The sequence below is a fragment of the Psychrobacter glacincola genome (assembly GCF_965118485.1).
Classification (GTDB): Bacteria; Pseudomonadota; Gammaproteobacteria; order Pseudomonadales; family Moraxellaceae; genus Psychrobacter; species Psychrobacter glacincola_D.
The window spans coordinates 50,290-70,804 of sequence record NZ_CBCPJH010000001.1 but is presented as its reverse complement, the minus strand read 5'-3'; the positions used below and the strand labels follow the sequence as shown (position 1 = coordinate 70,804).

Sequence of the window (20,515 nt, the reverse complement as noted above, 5' to 3'; positions counted from 1 at the left end):
TTTTTTAGACTAACTGCTAACTTTATTTTTAGTATTTTTTGTAGAATTATAATGCTTAGATAAGAGTTTATCTGCTTCTCGGCTGCTTCGTCTTGGAATCAGTAATAATGCCACACCTACCACGCCTAATGTCAGCAACTTTTTTATATGGTTATTACTTGCCATTATAGTACCTGCTTTAATCAATTAATGGATTATTCATAACTAATCTATCATTAATAAGAGGTTGTAGTTATGACTTATCAACTCTTGCAATAGATAGTAATCTAATTAAAAACATAATAATCCTATATTATACGCCTAGATAAAAGGCTCTATGTTTATCTGTGTTATGAATGAGCAAGCCAATGTACGGTATCATTATGACACCGTACATCAAAAGATAACTATAATTTTAGAAAAGATAAAAAGAGCGGTTGGCAACCTCTATAGGATAGGCGACTTTATGAAAAAATAGCTTATAGATAATTAACGATTTAAAGGATAGGTCGTTATACCAGTGCTTGGACTGTCAACCCTAGTAAAGCCTTTTGAAGTTACTTTTGGCGTTTGATCGCGCTTAGGAATCAGTGGATTGAGTGGCATGAGCTCATAATCTGCACTGACATCACCATTCCAACCTTCGGTACCGCTTAATGGCAGCTGTTTAATGGTGCCATTTTTGTCGATAACCAACTGTAACACACGCATCTGATTATATTTGCGCTCTGTGACGCTTGCTACTGCACCACCATCACGTAAGATTGTCGGTTGTAAGAATATGATTAAGTTACTTTTTTGGCTGTTGTCATTATCGGAGCGGAACAATCGACCGATGAGGGGTACATTACCCAGACCTGGGACTTTCTGTTGGCGCGTAGTAGAGTTATCACGCATCAAACCACCTAAAGCAATAGTCTGCTGATCGTCTGCCAAAATGGTGGTATTAATCAAGCTTTTATTGGTGATAAGACCACTGGCGTTACCAGCGCTGCCCGGCACGACTGAAGACACTTCTTGTGAGACTTCTAAACGTACCGTGCCGTTTTCACCAATATGCGGAATAACGTTTAGATTGATACCAATATCTTGGCGATCGATCGTCTGAAACGGATTGGTCGAAGAATCACTACCAGTGGTGTAAGAGCCTGTCACAAATGGCACGTTTTGACCGACTAAGATGCTTGCTTTTTCATTGTCCAACGTCAAAATCGACGGCATGGACAATAGATTGGCGCTGGTAGAAGAATCAAGCGCTTGCAAAATAGCGCCGTAGAACTGTGCATTGCCTTTACTGTCTTTACTGCTACTACCAATACCTAACAACGCACCAGCAATCGAGCCTGCTGCTGCACTGATGCCTGTACCACCTGACAAAGCAGCAGCTGCAAGTGAAACGGCACTCGCGCCAACATTATTAAAGTTTACTACCCCGTAGCCACTATTAGCGTTACCTAACGCCCATTGAACGCCAAGCTGAGTAGCGTCATCACCTGATACTTCAACAATCGCTGCTTGAATCAATACTTGCGCGCGGCGACTGTCCAATTGATTGACCGCATCTTCGATTTCAAACATCAACTCAGGCGCCGCATTGACGATAACGGCGTTCTGAGTTTCATCAGCGATGATACTAAAAGGACGACCACCGACACCGATACTAGAACCAGATGAGCTGTTATTTGGTAAAGCTGACGCCCCTGTACTACTCACGCTATTATTGGCAACACTACCGCTAGCGCCAGTATTCAGTGTCGCGCCTGTGGCAGCACCATTATTTAATGAGGCAGATTCTAAGGTTGATGCAGTGCCTGCGCTATTGATAGATTGGCTAGCAAGCAAACCTCGTAGCATTTCTGCAATATGCCCAGCACTAGCGTATTTCAAGCGGAAAACGCGTAAACCACTCAAACGTCTTGTCGGTGTAGTGTCCAACTGATTGACCATCTCTTTAACTTTAGCAATCATTTCAGGGCTGCCTTTGACCAGCAGTCTATCGCTTGCCGTATCAGCGATAACCTTTAGCTGGTTATTGCCGCCTTGTGCTTGCCCGCTACCAGCGCTCGCCACCAGCGCGCTAATCAACTCCATCATACGCTCGGCGTCGACATGACGTAGCGGTATCACTTGTAAGCTATCATTGACATTGCTGTCCAAATCTCGAATCAGTGCTGTCAGCTGATTTAGACTGTCAGCTCGATCAGATAATACTAGCGCATTAACACCTGGAACAGCGGCTGCATGCGCCGACTGTGGCATTAGCGGACGGATAACACCCAACACTTCTGCCGCTTGGGTATTGGTCAGATAAATCACCCTTGTTGCCAATGCTTCACCAACGCTGTCACCGCGTAAGTCAACAGCCACACCCGTTTGTTTGGCGACGTTATCGGGCACCAGTTTAATGGTGGTGCCTGAATCAATAGCAGCAATACCATTAACTTGCATCACACTTAAGAACAGCTGATAAATCTCATCACGTGATAAAGGCTTGTTGGAAATAACAGTCACGTTGCCATTAATACGCGGATCAAGTACAAAATTCTGATTGGTAATCGTCGCCACTTCATTAATAAAGGCTTTGATATCAGCGTCTTGTAAGTTAACCTTCCAACTTTCTGCATTTACCATTCCGGTGCTGGCCACCCATAATGGCACGGCTAAGCAAAGCGGACGACAAAGCCGCATCACACGCTGCATGATATCGTACAAAGGTGTGACTGAAAAATGATAAGAACTGACCATATTGATAATTACCTACAGTGATGTCGCTTTTTATGTACTGAATTTAAGTGTTGTTGACTTTGATAGATACAGCATTTAATGGCTATTGAGCTTTTTGCTTATCATGTTGCTAAAACCTTATTGCTAAAACTGCTGGCGAATCGTAATCACTTGATCACCACGTTTTACTTCTATTTGCGCCTCTCCTGCTTGCTGTACTTGCTGGAGTACGCGAGCATCTTGTGCAGGATTACTGCCGACGCTTTGTCCATTGACGGTTAGCACTTTATCACCAGGCTCAAGCCCTAAGCGACTACGTACATTAGCAGGCATCGCCGCCGTCACTTGATAATTATCACCACCCGCCATCACGCCCATTCTACTTAAATAACTGGCTGGGTTTTCTTGTAGTTCAGTGACCGCTTCATCAATCGGAGATTGTGCGCCACTTACGCCCGCTGCTTCAGTAGCTGGTTGATTATCAGCATTATTCTGCTCTGGCAAAGGCGCATTAGGTAACATATTGCCATCTTGTAAGCGCTGATTACTAACACCGCCTGCTATCATTGCGCTTTGGTCAAGTGGCATGGATTCTGGCATACGAATCACGATTTGCTTATCAGCAGCATCGGCGATAACAATCTCATTCCAAGCAACGGCGACTAAGATATAACCGCTATCTTTTAAGCCATCGCCTATTCGATAGTTTTTCACTTCACCATTGACATCTAACAATGCTGAGGAAAAACGCTCTGGAATAGCAAGCAAGACGCCTTTTAATACAATATTAGGGGGTGGCTGTATGACGGCAGCGATAGGATCAGGATCAGAAAAAATAGCAAATAGGCTGCTATAATCTTGACTGGCTGTAGCATTATTCTGCAAAGGTAGTACTGGTAATACTGGTGCTAACGGCGGTGCAAGCAGCAACCATAATAAACGCGCTGCCGTCCAGCTTAACCAAGAAATTGCCAATAATAGCAGCCAAACGCCAAAGCTATTTAGAAGATTGAGCACAGATTGTAAATTATTAGGAATCGTCCTCATCTAGCGCGCCCCTAACCCATTAAGCAGCGGCTGACGCACGCTAACGACTGGCGTATCTTGCGGCGCTTTTCCTTTATATTCTGGCATGCTCTCTAGCAAGCGCTGCGTCAAACTCACATCTAACATATTATCGCCATCGATATACAAGTCACCTAGGCGTTTATCCTGATTGTTAACGAGATTGATATGCAGCAAATTTTTATTATTTTTTTGCTCAGTACTCAATTCAGCACGTAATGCCGGTATGGTCAGATAAAATACTTTGCCACCGCTAGGATAACCAAGCTCTCCGCCCACCCATGTCAATTGACCTGATGCTTGACTAAATCCAGACGCATTTTTGCTAGTGTCATTGCTTGAGCCCGCAGCGTTTGAGCCAGACTGACGCTTTAATGAGATATTATTGACCTGAATTGGCGTATTTGGCAATTGCCAATCAACGATATTTGCCAAGGTTTTGGGCGCAATCTTACCGCTCATATCTTTGACTTCCCAGCCGCTTGTGCCTATCTTTACTTGCCCATTAAGGCGAGTTTGCTCTGATATGATATTGATCTCTGCACCTAATTTACCCAAGAATAATTGCCATGGTTGCCATGACCAGTCAGCCGCCCCAATCAATGATGTCGCCGCTAAAGGTACTTGCCAAATCGCTGAGCCTTGCCATAGATTACCGGACACATGCTGAATATAAGGCGTCTCTGGTGCATATTTTTCAAGTAGCCATGCTGCCGGCATTTGCAAAACTGCAAATAGCCCAAATAAGATGAGCCCAACCAACCACCAAAGCTTACGGGGACGCTTATGAGACGAGGCAGATACTTGCGGCACGAGGCATAACTCTTATATCAGACAAAAACGTCATTATCATAGCAAACAATGGCATAGAGATGACAGTAAAAAAGCCAGTATCTTTTCACCAAAATGCTGGCAAAAATTTACTGGCTCATATCTACTTATAAAGATTTAGTCATCTATCAATTAAGATATTTATAAGTAAAACATTGGCTGCTTATAAAAATATAGCTAGTTCTTTAAATAGCGAAATCTTCAAGTTGACGACCTGCCGCTAAAGCATCTACTAACCAAGTCGGTTTACGTCCACGACCTGTCCAAGTTTCTTCGTCATTATCAGTATTGCGATATTTAATGCTGCGTTTTTTTTCTAATTTCTCACCCGCTTGCAAAATTTCTTCAATACTGGTATTGCTTTCTTCAGCGATTTTTTCAAACTGCGTATAAGCATCATATAAACGCTGGTGTTGTTTTTGAGCAATGAGTTGCTGCGCATTTTCAGTAATAGCGCGTAGCTCATCAACGTTTAAGCTATTTAGATCAATAACGTTATTTTTGTTCATAATGATGTCCACATTAAAATAAAGGATATAAATGAATAGCATTTATACTAAGAACAGATTTCTCAACAATAATTAAATACAATCACTAATGATAAATCCTTACAACGTTAATAAATACTTGATTGTTTAATGATAGATATTTTATTAACACTTAAAATGATAAGTAGCGCTAATATAAACAAAAATATAGATGATAACAATGGCTTATCGTTATTTTTTACTAAAGAAATAACTATTTGAAATATGATATCCAATATCGTTAGATAATAAATTTCTGTATAAAGCTATTCTTAAATAGCAACAGCCCTCGTAATAACGAGGGCTGTTTATAGTATTAAATCATCTACCCAACTATCAATGAGCTAAGAGTTTGTAAATACAATATTATGTTATTGTACATCCTAAAATGGGATATCATCGTCTACAGGACCATCTGGCATGGCAGTCGGTTTAGACTGTGCAGGGGCTTGAGTCGGTTTATTAAATTGATTTTGCTGAGCAGGCGCTTGCTGATTATTAAAGGTATTTGGGTTGCCACCTTGGTTATAGCTGTCTTGTGGCGCAGATGAGTTATTACCTTGTTGACCAAAATTACTGCCTTGATTGCCATAGTTTTGGTTTGAATTTTGGCCGCCAAATCCGCCACCCTGATTACCGTAGCCACCTTGACCCTGGTTTGAGTTTTGACCACCCTGATTGTTATTACTGAAGCCGCCATTATCCTGACCGCCCGTTGCCCCATCTAGCATCTGCATTTGCTCAGCACGAATCTCAGTAATATAACGGTCTTGACCATTGGGATCTTGGTACTTACGCGTACGCAAGCTGCCTTCGATATAGACTTTACTGCCTTTACGTAGATATTGCGCCGCGATTTCACCCAAGCGATTAAACAATGAAATACGATGCCACTCCGTCGCTTCTCTTTTTTCGCCACTTTGCTTGTCAGTCCACTGCTCTGACGTCGCAACCGAAATATTAGTCACACTACCGCCGTTATTGAATTGACGCGCCTCAGGGTCTGCACCGAGGTTACCGATGATGATAACTTTATTAACACCGCGCATGATATCGTCCTTTTACTTATGAATAATTTTATTACCAGCTTTAATCGAGTCTTTAATATCAACAATTAATTGTATCAGTAATATACTTTTACTTTAACCATTTTCTTTCTAAATATCTAGTAGCGGTATCGTATAGACGACATTCTACGTCGTGCAATTTGCAGCTTACTCTTATTTATTGTTACGATGCATACTTAAGGTCACACTGCCCAATTCAACCCCAAATTTCTTCATCACTGAGCGATTTAACATGACATCTTTATCAACCAAATACATCCAATCATCGAAATTTACTTTATAAGTTTTATCATCAACGGGAAGCTCTAATAAGTACTGCCAGTGCAAAGTATTACCAGTGACTTCACCTCTCGCCTCACCAATAACGTCACCTGCCGTTCCTCTCCAACTACCATCAGCTTGCTTAGTTAGTCGCCATATACGTTGCGATTTTGAGCCATCTGCCCATGAGAATTTTTCATCCAATACGATAACGTTATCGCCCTCATGAGTCGCATCGATATCCACATAAAAACGTTTTTTGACCTCACCATTACGCCCTTGAAACATTCCCCAACCATCAATTTGACCTGAGAAAAACTCATGCATATCGAGCGTTGGCGTAGTGTTTTGATAAGCCTGAATATTTTGCGTCGCACAGCCTGAAGTCAATAAAGTAACTGACAGCCCAATCCCTAGCGCAAGCCGAGCCATAGTATTATTAACAAAGGTAACTGGCGTTTTGATTTTCAATACTTTACTTACACTGCCACTAGATAGTTGATTAAATTTACTCATCTCAATTCCTTTTTAGATGAAAAATACCTTAATTCTATAATCTACGCCACATTCTTAAATATCTAAAGGGCTTTGCGCTAAATGCGACAGCTCTTGTCGTGACAAATCTGTCAGCTGCGTCTTATCCAATTTTAAATATGCCACTTGCTCTTTTGCCATAACCACTAATTCATCGACGCCATCTACCGCCAGCATTTGCCGTGACCAGTCTTGTATATTGATATCTTTAGGGATAGTGACAGTGGTGCTCGATAAATAAGGTGGGTCCGTAATCGGAATAATAAGCAGCAACGAAACGCCCATAATGACCGCTAGGATACCCCATGCGAGCAGATTAGGCTGACTTAATAATAACCCACCCATCGCACCGCCAACAAAAGCGCCAAAGAACTGACTCGATGAATTCAAGCCCATCGCGGTGGCTTTATTAGCGACTGGCGCACGCTTAGATATCCATGAAGGAATCGTCGCCTCAAGTAAGTTAAAGCCCATAAAGTAGAGCAATAAGCCTAATATAATACCAACGCCGACCTGACTACCGAGCGCTAATAATGCCAAGGCAGCGGTCATCAAAGCAATAGCACCTAAGAATACTTGGCGCATTTTGCGTTTCTTTTCGGCAATAATAATAAAGGGTAAGGCAACGGCAAAACCGATAAACAATAAAGGCAGATACACCAAACCTTGCTGACGTACCGACAATCCCATCACCTCATTAAGCTGATGAGGTAAAATGACAAAGATAGCAGTCATGGTCAGATGCAGAGCAAAAATACCAATGTGCAATCGGTTTAAATCACCAATTTTTAGGACCTCTGCCAACTGCTGACCAATCGATTTATTATCCAAATTGTGCTTAAGCACCCGTAGTGGCGTCGGTACAAACAATAATAACAACATTGCCAAAACGGCAAAGCCTGCGGTCAACCAAAACAGCCCAGAAATACCAAGCGAACCAACCAATAAAGGACCAAAGGCAAACGCAAGCATAATGGAGGTCGCAATCGTCAAGCCCATCGTTGCCATCGCTTTGGTGCGCATCTCTTCCCGAGTTACATCAGCAAGTAACGCCATTAATACCGCAGAAACCGCGCCACTACCTGCTAGCGCTCGACCAATAATCACCTCATAAATATCGGTGGCATTGGCGGCGATAATACCGCCGAGAGCAAATAATATTAGACCTAAAAATATAATCGGTTTACGCGGAAACTTATCCGCGGCTAAACTCATCGGAATCTGAAATATCGCCTGCCCTAGCCCGTAAATACCAACTGCCAAACCGATGAGAAATGGCGTCGCATGCGCATAATTATTACCATATACAGAAAATACAGGCACAATCATAAATAAGCCGATCATCCGCAAGGCAAATATGCCACCGACCCCAAGGATTGCCCGTTTTTCTACGCTATTCATACTTGCCTCACTGCTTCATCATTGCTGGTTTAACACAGCTGTGCTACTAACTTATCATTAGCGCTCTATCAAGGCATTGGCTACAAATCAAGCTCACTAGTATAAGACATTCACCGTTTGCTTGCCGAAACTTTTGCCACCCTACTGCAGCATCATAACGGACTCTGACTTAAGCCATTCATTTTACGCGATAATTTTGTTACTAAGTGCATTTCATACGTTATCGCACCTTGAATAATGCTTCTATCATGACAATAAAGCAAGACGTCGGAAATGTTATTGTCCGAAAACATTGTACGAGAAATAGTATGAGAAATATTTTTATAAACCGATATTAGTTGGCTAAATCTATAATAAACTGCTCATATTAGTTATCCTTTATTTAGCTTACCTTTATCCATTTCAAGTACTAAAGGCATAATATAAAAGAGACAATTATTACTATCGCTTTGTGAAAACTACTAATATTTATAAAGCCATATTAATTTAAATAGCAATTTTAAAAAAATATATGCTTTTGAGGCATCATTACTTTTAATTAAGCATTTAACTCAACTTTATTTAGCCCTTTAAATTTTAAACATTTTTTTATATACCCTTTTATCAAATAGGAAATCTATCAACGATGGCACACGAGTATATTAAGGTTCGCGGCGCACGCACTCATAATTTAAAAAATATCGACTTAGATATTCCACGAGATAAATTTGTGGTGATTACCGGTTTATCAGGCTCTGGTAAATCGTCATTGGCATTCGATACCCTTTATGCCGAAGGTCAACGCCGCTATGTCGAGAGCTTATCGGCATATGCGCGTCAGTTCCTCTCGCAAATGGAGAAACCAGACGTCGATAGTATCGAAGGCTTATCGCCGGCGATTGCTATCGAGCAAAAATCGACCAACCATAACCCTCGCTCAACAGTCGGTACAATTACCGAAATTTATGACTATTTGCGCCTGCTCTATGCGCGTATCGGTACGCCATTTTGCCCAGAGCATGGCGAACCCATGGTCGCGCAGTCAGTTACCGAAATGGTCGATCAAGTCATGGCGCTGCCCGATGATACGAAAATCATGATACTAGCGCCCGTGATTCGTGAGCGTAAAGGTGAACATACCGTCTTACTTGAGCAGCTGATTGGTCAAGGCTTTGTGCGCGTGCGTGTTGACGGCGATGTTTACGATACCGACGAGCTACCAACACTCGATAAAAAGAAAAAGCATACCATCGAAGTTGTGGTTGACCGCTTTAAAGTACGTGATGACTTGGGTAACCGCGTCGCTGAAAGCTTAGAAACCGCTTTACGCTTAGGTCAAGGACTGGTCACGCTACACTTTATGGACGGCAATCCAAAAGAAGGCGGTGACGAAAACCAAGTGATGTCTGCTAAGCACTCATGCCCAGTCTGTGATCGCGCCGTCTCTGAACTTGAACCACGTATGTTTAGTTTTAACAATCCGTACGGTGCTTGCCCAAGCTGTGATGGCCTTGGTAAACGTCAATATTTTTCTGCCGAAAAGCTGATTACCCATCATGAAAAATCGCTCAATCAAGGCGCGATTAATGGTTGGGATAAGCGTCATGCCTATTACTTTGGTCTACTCTCTACCGTTTGCCATCATTTCAAAATCGATATGGATGCACCGTGGCAAGAGCTGCCAAAAGAACAGCAAGACCTTATCATGCAAGGCTCTGGTAAAGAAAAGCTGACGTTTAACTTTACCGATGAGCGCGGTCGTAAAACCAACAAGACTGTGCCATTTGAAGGCGTGTTGCCTTATCTAGAACGCCGTTATGCAAAAACCCAAAGCAATCTTGTGCGTGATGAGCTGGCGAAATATCTAGCCGATACGACTTGTAACGTCTGTGATGGCGCGCGTCTCAATGAAATCTCACGTAACGTGCGTGTTGAGGATCACACCATCGCTGAAATCGTTAAGCTGTCTATCGGTGATGCAGCTGATTATTATAAAACGCTAAAAATTGGCGGTCATAAAGGGGAAGTCGCGGAAAAAATCTTTAAGGAGATTAATGAGCGCTTAAACTTCCTCGTCAGTGTCGGGCTTGATTATCTATCGCTTGCCCGCTCTGCTGAAACGCTATCGGGCGGTGAAGCACAGCGTATCCGTCTTGCCAGCCAAATTGGTGCAGGTTTGATGGGTGTGATGTATGTACTCGATGAGCCATCGATTGGCTTACATCAGCGCGACAATGATCGCTTGCTAAAAACTCTAACGCGCTTGCGTGATTTGGGCAATACCGTACTGGTCGTTGAGCATGATGAAGATGCCATTCGTCAAGCGGATCACGTCATTGATATCGGTGTCGGTGCGGGTGTCCATGGCGGTCATATCATCGCTCAAGGGACTGTCGATGACATCATGGCGAATAAAGAGTCACTGACTGGACAATATATGTCTGGTAAGAAAAGAATCGAGATTCCAACTATTCGTCATAAAGCTAAAACAATTGATATGGAAGTCAAAGGTAAAGCGAAACCCAAGCAAGTCCCAATGACCATTGAGTTAAAAGGTGCTTCAGGCAACAATTTACATGATGTGGACTTGACGATACCCATCGGCATTATGACTTGTATTACGGGTGTTTCTGGCTCTGGTAAGTCAACTCTGATTAATCGCACGCTAATGCCATTGGCGGCGACGCAGTTAAATAATGCTTCAACGCTCATCGCTGATAAGTTCGAAAGCATCAGTGGACTTGAGCATTTGGATAAAATGGTCGATATCGATCAAAGCCCGATTGGTCGTACACCGCGCTCAAACCCAGCGACTTATACGGGCGTCTTTACGCCAGTACGAGAGATGTTTGCGCAAACGCAAGAAGCGCGTGCTCGTGGTTATAAAGCTGGTCGCTTTAGCTTCAACGTTAAAGGCGGACGCTGTGAGATGTGCCAAGGTGATGGTCTTATCAAAGTTGAGATGCATTTCTTACCTGATATGTATGTGCCGTGCGATACCTGTGAAGGCAAACGCTATAACCGCGAAACCTTGGAGATTCACTATAAAGGTAAAAACATCGCTGACGTCTTAGATATGACCGTTGAAGATGCGACTGAATTTTTCTCAGCCATTCCAGCGATTCATCGTCGTCTACAAGCATTGATGGATGTCGGTCTTAGCTATATCCGCTTGGGTCAGTCTGCACCGACGCTATCGGGCGGTGAAGCGCAACGGGTTAAATTGGCGCGTGAGCTTGCCAAACGTGATACCGGACAGACGCTCTATATCTTGGATGAGCCAACCACTGGCTTGCATTTCCATGATATCGATAAGCTACTACATATCCTGCATACCCTACGCGATAAAGGTAATACCATCGTCGTCATCGAGCATAACTTGGACGTCATCAAAACTGCCGATTGGGTGATTGATTTAGGTCCTGAAGGCGGTAAAGGTGGTGGACTCATTATCGCGGAAGGTACTCCTGAAGAAGTGGCAGAAGTCAAAGGCTCATATACGGGTGAGTTCTTGAAACCGATGCTAGAGCAAGGGTTGAAAGAAGTAAGTTAATACAAGTTAGTTAATCATTGATGAAAAGGCTACTCTTTAGGGAGTGGCCTTTTTTGTTGGTGATGATAAATAAAATAGACTTTAAATACTTTATTTTAGCGAATATGAAATCTTGACATTTGTTGCTCAAATATTACTGATAAGTTATAATCCTTATCTTATTTACCAAAAATTTAATCAATTTTATAGTACTTGCCCTTGCAGAAATGTGCTCGGGACATTGCACATGAAGATAAAGAAGAAAAAGCATGGCTCTAATCAACTGTCCTGAATGCTCTAAAAGTATTAGCGATCAAAGTATTTCTTGCTCTAGTTGCGGTTTCCCTACTGCTAGAGCTGTTCCTTCTTCTTTACAACAAGCAGAGGACGATAACAATAATTCAAGAGCAAGTAGTCGTCAAAGACAAAAAAATAGCGGCTGTTCTGGCGCAACTATATTCCTATTCATTATTATCTTTGTTATCGGTGCTTGGCTAATGGATGGCTATGACAACTATACAGAAAAATCAAAACAATACAGTGAAAATCAGTCAGAACCTGAAGAATCATCACAAGTCCAAGAATCAGTATTTGATTCTACATTGACACAGATACCAATGGTACTTTCTGGTTCAGGTGAAGATGGGCGCTATTTCCTCATCTCTCACTTTGCATCTTATGGCATTGAAAATGTTAAGTATGCACGTAGAGGGAACGAAAGTGACTCTTTTGGGGAAATGCAAATTGACTGCACAAACCATAAGATCAGAAAAACCTCATTAGAAAATCTTGACGCCTTAACATCAGCAGATTTGGGGGATTGGTATACGCCAACACCGGATTGGACAGACCAAGATATCGTTAATTTCATATGTAAATAGCCGCTAACGATTTAAGCGAGCAAGTGTGAGGCTAGTTTTTCTAGATTTAAGTAAATTCTATAACCTTCTTAAATTTCAGAGAAATGAATTTCAAATAGGAAAAACATGGCTTTAATCAGTTGTCCTGAATGCACACACGCAATTAGCGACCAAAGCGTCTCTTGTACTAATTGTGGGCTTCCAACTTCTAAAATGAGATTTACAATCAAATGTCCTGAATGTTCTGAGTTCACTACTAATCAAAGCATCTCCTGCGCTAATTGCGGCTTTCCTATTGCTAAACCTGCACCGTTCAAAAGTACCCAGCCTTCACCCGAGGAACTTAAAGAGATCAAGCTTCTTAAGAAGCTTGAAGAAATTGGGGAACATGAAGAGTCCGGAGGGATCGAAATGATAGGTGTCATCATCATTATCTGCATTGGTATTTACTTTATGTCTAAGAATGATGACATTAACTATCTTTTACAGCATGTTGTAGGTCTATTTTCAAGATAAAGCAATTAGCTCTGTATTTCCTAGAAATTGCATATTTATTTAGTTAAAACGTTATAGATAACATCTAAAAATTTAAGAAACGGAAAATATATGGCCATTATTGATTGTCCTGAATGCACACACAAAATTAGCGACCAAAGCGTCTCTTGTACTAACTGTGGGTTCCCAACTTCTAAAATGAAGTTTTTAATTAAATGTCCTGAATGCTCTGAGTCTATTAGTAATCAAAGTGCCTCTTGTACTCATTGTGGCTTTCCTATTGCTAAACCTGCACCGTTTAAAGCTGTCCCACCTCCTCTGCCGACTCAAAACCGTACTAATATCGTACGGGTAAATAGAAATAGGAAAAGTAAAGGTGCTGCCATACTGCTTGCTTTATTCTTAGGAAGTTTTGGCATACATAAGTTTTATTTAGATCAGGTTTTCTGGGGTATTTTGTATTTATTATTCTGTTGGACATTTATACCAGCGATAATCTCTCTTTTCGAAGCAATCATACTATTATTCATGAATGAGTCCGAATTCAATAAACGATTTGGCTAGCAATCTTAATTTATTTAAAAAAAAGCTTAATATTACAGCTATAGATATTAAATCTATCTTTATGAACTTATAACGCTACCCAACCTAAATAAACTCTCTCTCAATATTCATCACCCGCGCATCTACCGTCCGCTCTATCTTCTCTTCGATTTGACTGCATTGCGATTCCACCTCACGTTTAGAAAGCCCGACGATCACAAACGTCCACTCGCTAGCATCATGCCGATCACGTTCACCGCTCTCACAGACCGCGACACTTGGCGTATTACCAAAGCGTGCATGCAAACCGCCCATACGCTGGCGCTTTTCTTTCAACGAGCCACAACCAGGTAGAGAAAAAGTAAGCGTCAGGATGCCGATATGCATTTCATGCTCCTTGCTAAAACATGCTTTCCAAAATCTTTAATTTCTTAGAGTTAATAAATCGTTGCTAAAGCTAAAAACACTGACGACCTAGCTTTTAATTACCCAACACCCACTCATCATTGACCTGATAAACTTTAAAATTCGTCTTATTGGTACGGCTAGTACCCGCAATCGTCTGCGTAATGTCCGCCGTACACATATAGGTATTATCACCTTCGGTAGTATCACAATTTATATTCTCAACGCCTTCAAGCTTTGGCATCATGCCTTCCATCATACCGCTCATGGCTTTTGCCATTTCATCGTTGCCAGCATTCGCTACCGCATCATCCATTATGCTATTGGCTTGCTCGTATTGTGCTTCGATTAAGCCTTCAACCACGCTTTCAGAAGGCGCATTAGAACACGCAGCAAATAATGGAGTTAGCAACACTATTAACGCTAATTTCTTTAAATTTTTCATGGCATTCTCAATATATTTAGAAAGTTATTGTGTCTATAAAGTTACTTGAACTATACAGATTTATTGCTAATAACCCAACTTAATTCCATGTTATTTACGCTTCTTTAAAACTACCCTCTTATGTTTCTAACAATTTATGAAATTTAAGATAGGCATAATTCAGACAGCACAATCCTGATGCTGCTATGATGTGCTTAATAATAATGGTTGCGAGATAATCATGTGGCAGGCATATTTTTTTATATTACCGATTGGGCTTGGCATTTTAACCTTGGTTGTCAGTTTGATATTTTTATTTGCCTATATCACCTCTAATGACAATGCCACCCGCTTACCAGCATTTAAATGGTTTAAGCGCCTAATTGTGGTGGCATTTTTACTGCTGAGTACGGGACTGTTTATGACTTTTAAACACTTTTGGGGTCAATAAAGCTAGCCTTTGAATATTCAATATTTTTAATGAACCATTTTTTCTAATTCTAACAACTCTAAATCCTGACGCTTCGGCTCGCCATTATTACCATCATTTGGAAACGGCATTTTATTGCCATTTAGCTGATAACCGCGGCGCTGATAATAAGACAGTAGCTCAGGACGATGACTTAAAATAGACATGGTCAAACGAGCCGGATTTTTATCAGTTGCTTGTCCATCTGATTGCAGATGGCGCTGAGCAAAAGTTTCTGCGGCCTGTAATATCTGGTGACCAACGCCTCGCCCTTGTAGCTCAGGATGGACGGCGAACATACCGATATAAGCTTTTTTAGCAGCAGCATTAACTTGCATATCAACCCCGATACAGCCTAATAGCTCACCCGTTTCTTCTCCATCACGCTCGCCTGTTGATGTCTTTGGATAAACAAAAAGATAATGGGTAGGATTGTCAATGGTACGAGCCAGCTCATCTTGAGTAATACGAATACCACCGACCAAATCTGCTTCATTGGTCCAGCCTTCTGTCTGACGATAGCAGAGATTTAATAACTGCTCTAGTGCGTCAATATCTTCAATTTTAGCTTGGCGTAAAAATACGCTGTCTTTATTAATATCGTCGTTATTAGTATGGTCTTTATTCATATTATTTCTCCTATTCTTATGCCTAGATTAAAAAGCTGACCTAAATGAATAGCTCAGCTTTAATAGTAATATTTATCTGCTTTTAGTACTAGCGCGATAGTACCTGCGCTTGCTCGATAATATCAAAGCCTGCGTTAATTTGTGCGCGCGTTGGGGCATGACCTTGGCGCAACAGCTCAGAGAATGCAACAAGTTCTTTATCACGTCCGAGTGAGCTTGCGGCACTAGCGCGCGTGTCTTCACCCTCGTCATCGAAGTAGTATTCGATATAGTTAAAGCTGTCAGGCGAGCCTAGTAAAACGCCATGATCTGGCGTCGCAGCGTGTCCACTATAGCGCAGACTTTTGCCGTATTGCATGGTCCAAAAGAAAGGAATACGCTCCGCTAGCGAGTTGACGCTATCATCGTTTAATATCGCTGCTGCCGTGACCATGCCATGTTGCAATGCCACGCGCCAATGCTCAATACGCATGCGCCCCAGTTTACTAGGCGCTTTGGCGATATCTCCAAGCGCATAAACGCCATCACGCAGTTGCAGATGCTCATCGACTTGTACGCCATCTGGATGATTGGTATCCTGTAATATCTCGATACGCGGTGCAACACCAGTGCCTAAAATCACAATATCTGCGTCTATTTGCTCACCATTCGCTAATATGACGCCCTTAACTTGTGAGAAGTTCTCTTCGTTATTATTAGTAGTATCTTTAGCTGCTGTGATTTCAGAAACGCTAGCATTAAATACAAACTCAATACCATTTTCTTTATGCAACTTAATCAACGCATTACTAACTGTTTCTGAGACGATATTGCCCATCACTCGATGGTCTTGACCGATGACAGTGATAGAAGCAGTGGTACCCGACTGCGCTAATGCCGACGCAACCTCCATACCGATAAATCCGGTGCCGACAATGACCACGCGCTGATCATGACTAGCAGCTTTGATTAATTTAGCATCATCCATACTACGCAGCGTATAGACACCATCAAGGGTCGCGCCTTTAATAGGTGGAATCTTGGGTTCAGCGCCGGTTGCCACGACTAAGAAATCTGCTGTCTGTTTGTCATCCTTACCGCTCTCATCTTTAATGACAATGCTACGCTCATTAGGCAACAATTCACTGACGGTCTGATTTAAACGCAGCTCAATATCGTGTTTACTCGCCCAATCTGCACCGCCCAGTAATAGCTTTTCTTCTGGCATACTACCTGCCAAAAATGCTTTGGATAATAATGGACGATTATAAGGGGCTTTGTCCTCAGCGTTTACCAAGGTAATCTTACCGCCATAGCCAGTATTGCGTAGCTGATGGGCAGTCATAAAACCTGCACCGCCGCCGCCAACAATAATAGTATGGGTGCCAGCTAGTTTATCCGCTTCGATAGGCTTATTTATTTTAACGGAGGTATCAACGGTCAAGCTGTCGCCATTATCGGTGATTTGATATTGGGTCAAGCCTTCTGTCGCTAATGGTTCTAGTAGCGACCCGTCGCTGCTATCAAAAGTTGCATGATGCCAAGGACAAATGACTCGATTACCACAACGCAAACCGTCGCCTAAATTCGCCCCAGCATGCGGGCATTTGCCATCAAAAGCATGAAACGTGCTGTCGTCTCGGGTGATTAAAATGATACTATCGTCATCTTGCTTGTAGGACTTCATACCACCACTGGCAATATCCGCTTTATCAATGGTAATTGTATTTATCGCTGCATTGCTCATAAGTCGTCCTTAACGTTATAATGATTGCTGATTAAATGAGGTTGTGGCAGTCAAAAGATATCAATATTTAAAATCACTGATACGAATGACATGGAATTATTAAGGTGCAATAAAACCCTCTGCATTGATAGTAGCAAGCACACTAAAATTATGCTGTTCTTTTGTATATTGACCGCGTTGCAAAACGTAATTTCTCACTGTTTAATCTAATATTCTTACTATTTCCCTCCAAAATATATAAACAACATAAAAGACTGCTTTATGACTTTTCAAGATAATGACATTACCGCCGCTACTGATACTGCCAATTTACCGCAACCTATACAACAGCCTTTAAAGCGTGCGATCTATAAAGCTCATACCACAGATTTTGTCGTTAATGAGTTGCTACCATTAGAGTTTACTGGTGAGGGCGAGCATCTATGGTTACATATCCAAAAATCAGGAATGAACACCGCTTATCTTGCCAAATTATTATCTGAATGGGCGGAGATTCCATTACGCGATGTTGGTTATTCGGGGCTAAAAGACCGTCATGCACTGACGACACAGTGGTTTAGCCTGCGCATACCAAAGAAGCAATTACCAGACTCTGAATTTGCACCCGTAGATATTAGCACCAATGAGTCGGTCACTATCCTTGAGCAGCAATGGCACAATAAAAAGCTCAATCGCGGTACCCACCGTGCCAATCAATTTATCATTACCTTACGTGATATTGAGTTTGCAGATGTTGAAGCTTCTTTATCAATGCAAGCGCCAGCGCCTGAACAATTACTATCTGCCAAGCAAGCCGTCGAGCAACATTTAACAACTATTAGTCAAAGTGGCGTGCCCAATTATTTTGGTCCACAGCGTTTTGGTCGCAGTGGCAATAATATTAGAGAAGCCTTGTCATTATTTACGCGTCCCGTACCTGAAGCTCGTCCGCAGCCTAATAAAAGCAAGCGTAAACGCATACCTCGTGAGCAAAATACCATGGAGCTGTCGGCAGCGCGTAGTTTGATATTTAATGAGATATTGGCAGCGCGTGTCCGTGATGGAAGTTGGAATACCGGACTTGATGGCGAGGTGTTTAATTTGGCTGGCTCAGGTTCTATATTTAGCAGCGATGAGATAGATGAGACGTTAAGAATACGACTTAGAAGCGGCGACATTCACCCTACTGCCGTACTTTGGGGCACGGATAATGAGAAAGTCAGCGGCAAAGCGGCAGCCATAGAAGCTGATATCGTAGCGCAAAACCCATTATTAACTCAGCTAGCTACAGGTCTAGAACAGCGTGATATCAAAGCTCAAAGGCGAGCGCTGCGCTTGCCGATTGAGGCACTCAGTTGGGAGTGGCAGGATAAAGAAGATGGGCAGATATTGGTGTTAAACTTTACCTTGGCCACTGGTAGTTTTGCGACCAGCGTCTTAGCTAGCTTGGTGCAAGAGCTAAATACATAGCTATTTATTGCTAAAACTACTTGCCGTTACCTAGCCAATGGCATACAGCGATGCTATGGTCGTTTTTTCTGCTGCGAGTAACTCATTGGCACTGACGACTCGATTGCGTCCACGATCCTTGGCTTCATACAGCGCTTTATCTGCAATACAGATTAAACGCTGACAGATATCGGCAGGCAATTGCGCATCGGCAATTGCGGTAGCGGCGCGTTTACTTCTATGAACAATTCTACGTTGTGAGCTGTTTTGTTTTAAGTTATTTTTTTGCAACTTTTTCATAGAGGAGCTGGCTTTTTGCATATTTTCTTTTCGCAAACTGGCTTTTTGTGTCTTTTCTGTTTGCAAATTATCTTTTTCTAAGCTATCTAGAGGCTGTGTGCGCTGTTCTAACTCAGCAGTTCGATACTCACTTTGAATATGAGCACGCTCCTTATGCGTCAAGGTATAAAGCCCTAAGCTTGCCGTGACATTAAAATCTTTGTTGTTGTCGCTACTGATAACATGATTGGCAATATCTCGGCGCAATTGCTCGGCAAGCGTCATAGCAACATCGTGCGAGGTATCTGGCAGTACAATTAAAAACTCCTCACCGCCATAACGACTAACAATCGCCTCTTCTGTCAATGATGCTAATAAAGTCTGCGCAACCTCGGACAATACCTGATCGCCCACATCATGACCATAGTTGTCATTGATATTTTTAAACCAATCTAAATCCAACAGTATGACACTAAAATCTTGCTCATCATTCATTGATACAAGCGCTTGCTGCATCTGCGTCAAGCCATAGCGGCGATTTTTTAGCTGCGTCAACTCATCATGATTGGCGTACTGCATAATTTCAGCTTTACTGTTATCTAATATGAGCAGTAGCGTACGAAACATATAAATGATAAAAATTGCTTTTGGCAATGACATATAGATATGGGTGCTGCGCCAAAAAAACGCGGAAGAAAAGCGCACTTGATTAAAATTATCCCAGCTAAGCGTACCATTTTGAAATATGGATGCAGAGATGGCGTTTTCGATCGCTGATATTTCGCTATAGGTTAAATAACTATAGGTATCTAGAGGGAAAGAAGTAATCGTCATTTGGCGTAGATTGGGAATAGTAAAGCCAAAATAAGGAATTAAGGTGACTAGAAAAATCAGCACAGTGTGCGCTAAAAAAGCCTTCCATACATAGCGTCGCCGTATAAGCATCATGCCGAGCATCGCCCCACCAACCAGCGAGACTCCAGACACCAGACTACTATGACCCATGACCACAATAATCACGGCTATATAAATACTATAGAGAGTGACTAAAATTATCTGCCATTGATACAGCGAGCTCTCATATTTCCTAATGGGTGATGCACGGCTGACCATCCATAAAAAGAACAGTCCAAGTAGCGTAATCCCTATCCATAAAGGATATAGCAGTTCCATATCGACGTAGGAGCCATAAGTCTCCCTACGATACCAAACAAACAAACACCAAACCCAATGCGAAGTGATTTCCATCAACACAAACAATGCTAGTAGCAGTGCTCTATCAGCAGCTTGCCACTCGAAAATCACTCGCGAGAGGTTTCTGTAGCCTAGATGAGAAATCGAGAAAGCCATAATGGGC

The 20,515-nt window shown here is 42.1% G+C and carries 18 protein-coding genes; 6 read left to right on the top strand and 12 right to left on the bottom strand.

Annotated features, from left to right (window positions below; translation table 11 throughout):
- Window positions 1-468 precede the first annotated feature (468 nt).
- The 7 genes from gspD to ACMHKH_RS00305 form a co-directional block, all read right to left on the bottom strand.
- Complete coding sequence (gspD, locus tag ACMHKH_RS00335) at window positions 469-2,724, bottom strand: type II secretion system secretin GspD (RefSeq protein ID WP_413518694.1); 2,256 nt, start codon at window positions 2,722-2,724, stop codon at window positions 469-471.
- Window positions 2,725-2,847: 123 nt separating this feature from the next.
- Window positions 2,848-3,750, bottom strand: a complete 903-nt coding sequence (locus tag ACMHKH_RS00330) for a hypothetical protein (protein ID WP_413518693.1) — start codon at window positions 3,748-3,750, stop codon at window positions 2,848-2,850.
- Complete coding sequence (gene gspN / locus ACMHKH_RS00325; RefSeq protein WP_413518692.1) at window positions 3,751-4,581, bottom strand: type II secretion system protein N; 831 nt, start codon at window positions 4,579-4,581, stop codon at window positions 3,751-3,753.
- A 203-nt stretch (window positions 4,582-4,784) separates the two neighbouring features.
- Window positions 4,785-5,108, bottom strand: a complete 324-nt coding sequence (locus tag ACMHKH_RS00320) for an H-NS family nucleoid-associated regulatory protein (protein ID WP_413518691.1) — start codon at window positions 5,106-5,108, stop codon at window positions 4,785-4,787.
- Window positions 5,109-5,509: 401 nt separating this feature from the next.
- Window positions 5,510-6,175 carry a single-stranded DNA-binding protein gene (gene ssb / locus ACMHKH_RS00315; RefSeq protein ID WP_413518690.1) on the bottom strand — a complete coding sequence of 222 codons (666 nt, stop codon included), beginning with the start codon at window positions 6,173-6,175 and terminating at the stop codon, window positions 5,510-5,512.
- Window positions 6,176-6,346: 171 nt separating this feature from the next.
- On the bottom strand, window positions 6,347-6,970 hold the full coding sequence (locus tag ACMHKH_RS00310) for a DUF3833 domain-containing protein (protein WP_413518689.1): 624 nt from the start codon (window positions 6,968-6,970) through the stop codon (window positions 6,347-6,349).
- A gap of 54 nt (window positions 6,971-7,024) precedes the next feature.
- A complete protein-coding gene (locus ACMHKH_RS00305) occupies window positions 7,025-8,389 on the bottom strand; it encodes an MFS transporter (RefSeq protein WP_413518688.1) in 1,365 nt (454 codons plus the stop codon).
- A gap of 625 nt (window positions 8,390-9,014) precedes the next feature.
- Between ACMHKH_RS00305 and uvrA the strand changes: the two genes are divergently transcribed.
- From uvrA to ACMHKH_RS00285, 4 genes are all read left to right on the top strand, one after another.
- Entirely contained in the window at window positions 9,015-11,921 is a 2,907-nt protein-coding gene (uvrA, locus tag ACMHKH_RS00300; RefSeq protein WP_413518687.1) for an excinuclease ABC subunit UvrA, read from the top strand.
- A 248-nt stretch (window positions 11,922-12,169) separates the two neighbouring features.
- Window positions 12,170-12,781, top strand: a complete 612-nt coding sequence (locus ACMHKH_RS00295) for a hypothetical protein (RefSeq protein WP_413518686.1) — start codon at window positions 12,170-12,172, stop codon at window positions 12,779-12,781.
- Window positions 12,782-12,886: 105 nt separating this feature from the next.
- Complete coding sequence (locus tag ACMHKH_RS00290; protein ID WP_413518685.1) at window positions 12,887-13,276, top strand: hypothetical protein; 390 nt, start codon at window positions 12,887-12,889, stop codon at window positions 13,274-13,276.
- Window positions 13,277-13,366: 90 nt separating this feature from the next.
- On the top strand, window positions 13,367-13,819 hold the full coding sequence (locus ACMHKH_RS00285) for an NINE protein (protein WP_413518684.1): 453 nt from the start codon (window positions 13,367-13,369) through the stop codon (window positions 13,817-13,819).
- An 84-nt stretch (window positions 13,820-13,903) separates the two neighbouring features.
- Here the strand turns inward: ACMHKH_RS00285 and ACMHKH_RS00280 are convergent, their stop codons facing one another.
- Window positions 13,904-14,185 (bottom strand): DUF503 domain-containing protein, encoded by a 282-nt coding sequence (locus ACMHKH_RS00280; protein WP_413518683.1) that lies wholly within the window; start codon window positions 14,183-14,185, stop codon window positions 13,904-13,906.
- A gap of 94 nt (window positions 14,186-14,279) precedes the next feature.
- Entirely contained in the window at window positions 14,280-14,648 is a 369-nt protein-coding gene (locus tag ACMHKH_RS00275) for a hypothetical protein (RefSeq protein WP_413518682.1), read from the bottom strand.
- A gap of 220 nt (window positions 14,649-14,868) precedes the next feature.
- Between ACMHKH_RS00275 and ACMHKH_RS00270 the strand changes: the two genes are divergently transcribed.
- A complete protein-coding gene (locus ACMHKH_RS00270) occupies window positions 14,869-15,078 on the top strand; it encodes a hypothetical protein (RefSeq protein WP_413518681.1) in 210 nt (69 codons plus the stop codon).
- 26 nt (window positions 15,079-15,104) lie between these two features.
- Here ACMHKH_RS00270 and ACMHKH_RS00265 read toward each other — a convergent pair whose 3' ends face one another.
- Together ACMHKH_RS00265 and ACMHKH_RS00260 are read right to left on the bottom strand one after the other, a co-directional pair.
- On the bottom strand, window positions 15,105-15,725 hold the full coding sequence (locus tag ACMHKH_RS00265) for a GNAT family N-acetyltransferase (protein WP_413518680.1): 621 nt from the start codon (window positions 15,723-15,725) through the stop codon (window positions 15,105-15,107).
- Window positions 15,726-15,813: 88 nt separating this feature from the next.
- Window positions 15,814-17,451 carry an FAD-dependent oxidoreductase gene (locus ACMHKH_RS00260; protein ID WP_413518679.1) on the bottom strand — a complete coding sequence of 546 codons (1,638 nt, stop codon included), beginning with the start codon at window positions 17,449-17,451 and terminating at the stop codon, window positions 15,814-15,816.
- 261 nt (window positions 17,452-17,712) lie between these two features.
- Here ACMHKH_RS00260 and truD point away from each other — a divergent pair, with 261 nt between their 5' ends.
- Window positions 17,713-18,900, top strand: a complete 1,188-nt coding sequence (truD, locus tag ACMHKH_RS00255) for a tRNA pseudouridine(13) synthase TruD (protein ID WP_413518678.1) — start codon at window positions 17,713-17,715, stop codon at window positions 18,898-18,900.
- Between the two features lie 30 nt (window positions 18,901-18,930).
- On the opposite strand, the gene ACMHKH_RS00250 is transcribed toward truD, so the two are convergent.
- Window positions 18,931-20,508, bottom strand: coding sequence for a diguanylate cyclase (locus ACMHKH_RS00250; protein ID WP_413518677.1), 1,578 nt, complete (start codon window positions 20,506-20,508; stop codon window positions 18,931-18,933).
- Window positions 20,509-20,515: the final 7 nt, after the last annotated feature.

What these genes read in the sequence shown, in the direction of transcription:
- ACMHKH_RS00295 (WP_413518686.1), top strand. Translation starts at nt 12,170, where the DNA reads ATGGCTCTAATCAACTGTCCTGAATGCTCTAAAAGTATTAGCGATCAA.
- gspD (WP_413518694.1), bottom strand. Translation starts at nt 2,724, where the DNA reads ATGGTCAGTTCTTATCATTTTTCAGTCACACCTTTGTACGATATCATG.
- ssb (WP_413518690.1), bottom strand. Translation starts at nt 6,175, where the DNA reads ATGCGCGGTGTTAATAAAGTTATCATCATCGGTAACCTCGGTGCAGAC.
- ACMHKH_RS00280 (WP_413518683.1), bottom strand. Translation starts at nt 14,185, where the DNA reads ATGCATATCGGCATCCTGACGCTTACTTTTTCTCTACCTGGTTGTGGC.
- ACMHKH_RS00305 (WP_413518688.1), bottom strand. Translation starts at nt 8,389, where the DNA reads ATGAATAGCGTAGAAAAACGGGCAATCCTTGGGGTCGGTGGCATATTT.
- ACMHKH_RS00310 (WP_413518689.1), bottom strand. Translation starts at nt 6,970, where the DNA reads ATGAGTAAATTTAATCAACTATCTAGTGGCAGTGTAAGTAAAGTATTG.
- ACMHKH_RS00320 (WP_413518691.1), bottom strand. Translation starts at nt 5,108, where the DNA reads ATGAACAAAAATAACGTTATTGATCTAAATAGCTTAAACGTTGATGAG.
- ACMHKH_RS00330 (WP_413518693.1), bottom strand. Translation starts at nt 3,750, where the DNA reads ATGAGGACGATTCCTAATAATTTACAATCTGTGCTCAATCTTCTAAAT.
- ACMHKH_RS00285 (WP_413518684.1), top strand. Translation starts at nt 13,367, where the DNA reads ATGGCCATTATTGATTGTCCTGAATGCACACACAAAATTAGCGACCAA.
- ACMHKH_RS00250 (WP_413518677.1), bottom strand. Translation starts at nt 20,508, where the DNA reads ATGGCTTTCTCGATTTCTCATCTAGGCTACAGAAACCTCTCGCGAGTG.
- ACMHKH_RS00270 (WP_413518681.1), top strand. Translation starts at nt 14,869, where the DNA reads ATGTGGCAGGCATATTTTTTTATATTACCGATTGGGCTTGGCATTTTA.
- ACMHKH_RS00290 (WP_413518685.1), top strand. Translation starts at nt 12,887, where the DNA reads ATGGCTTTAATCAGTTGTCCTGAATGCACACACGCAATTAGCGACCAA.
- truD (WP_413518678.1), top strand. Translation starts at nt 17,713, where the DNA reads ATGACTTTTCAAGATAATGACATTACCGCCGCTACTGATACTGCCAAT.
- uvrA (WP_413518687.1), top strand. Translation starts at nt 9,015, where the DNA reads ATGGCACACGAGTATATTAAGGTTCGCGGCGCACGCACTCATAATTTA.
- ACMHKH_RS00260 (WP_413518679.1), bottom strand. Translation starts at nt 17,451, where the DNA reads ATGAGCAATGCAGCGATAAATACAATTACCATTGATAAAGCGGATATT.
- ACMHKH_RS00265 (WP_413518680.1), bottom strand. Translation starts at nt 15,725, where the DNA reads ATGAATAAAGACCATACTAATAACGACGATATTAATAAAGACAGCGTA.
- ACMHKH_RS00275 (WP_413518682.1), bottom strand. Translation starts at nt 14,648, where the DNA reads ATGAAAAATTTAAAGAAATTAGCGTTAATAGTGTTGCTAACTCCATTA.